The following is a 300-nucleotide window of genomic DNA, read 5'->3' on the forward strand; positions in this document are numbered from 1 at the left end:
AACTGGCAGATGTGGAACACATTGCCAGTTTGCCGAAGTTATGGAACGAAACCATGCAGTCTTCTACCCGGAAATTCAGACACAGGACGAGCAGGCGGCGTGGGAACTGGGCGGCAAAGGCTACCTTGCCATCCAGTCCTGTGAGGATGGATGGGACTACACCCTCTACCACAGCGATTAGTCAGTGATGGACGGTGGGCAGTTGGATGCACCGGAACTGACCATTCAGGAAGCCCGTGAGCAGATTCTGGAAGCGCACCACATGGAAAAGGGGCGGCGGCTGTTGCAGGACTACGATGC

The 300-nt window shown here is 56.0% G+C and carries 1 pseudogene; it reads left to right on the forward strand.

Annotated features, from left to right (window positions below):
• Positions 1-40: 40 nt before the first annotated feature.
• Positions 41-300: pseudogene (locus P0G09_RS18875) on the forward strand (LPD16 domain-containing protein); the annotation flags it as partial.

The sequence above is a fragment of the Faecalibacterium sp. DFI.5.82 genome, from assembly GCF_029076575.1.
Taxonomy (GTDB): domain Bacteria; phylum Bacillota; class Clostridia; order Oscillospirales; family Ruminococcaceae; genus Faecalibacterium; species Faecalibacterium duncaniae.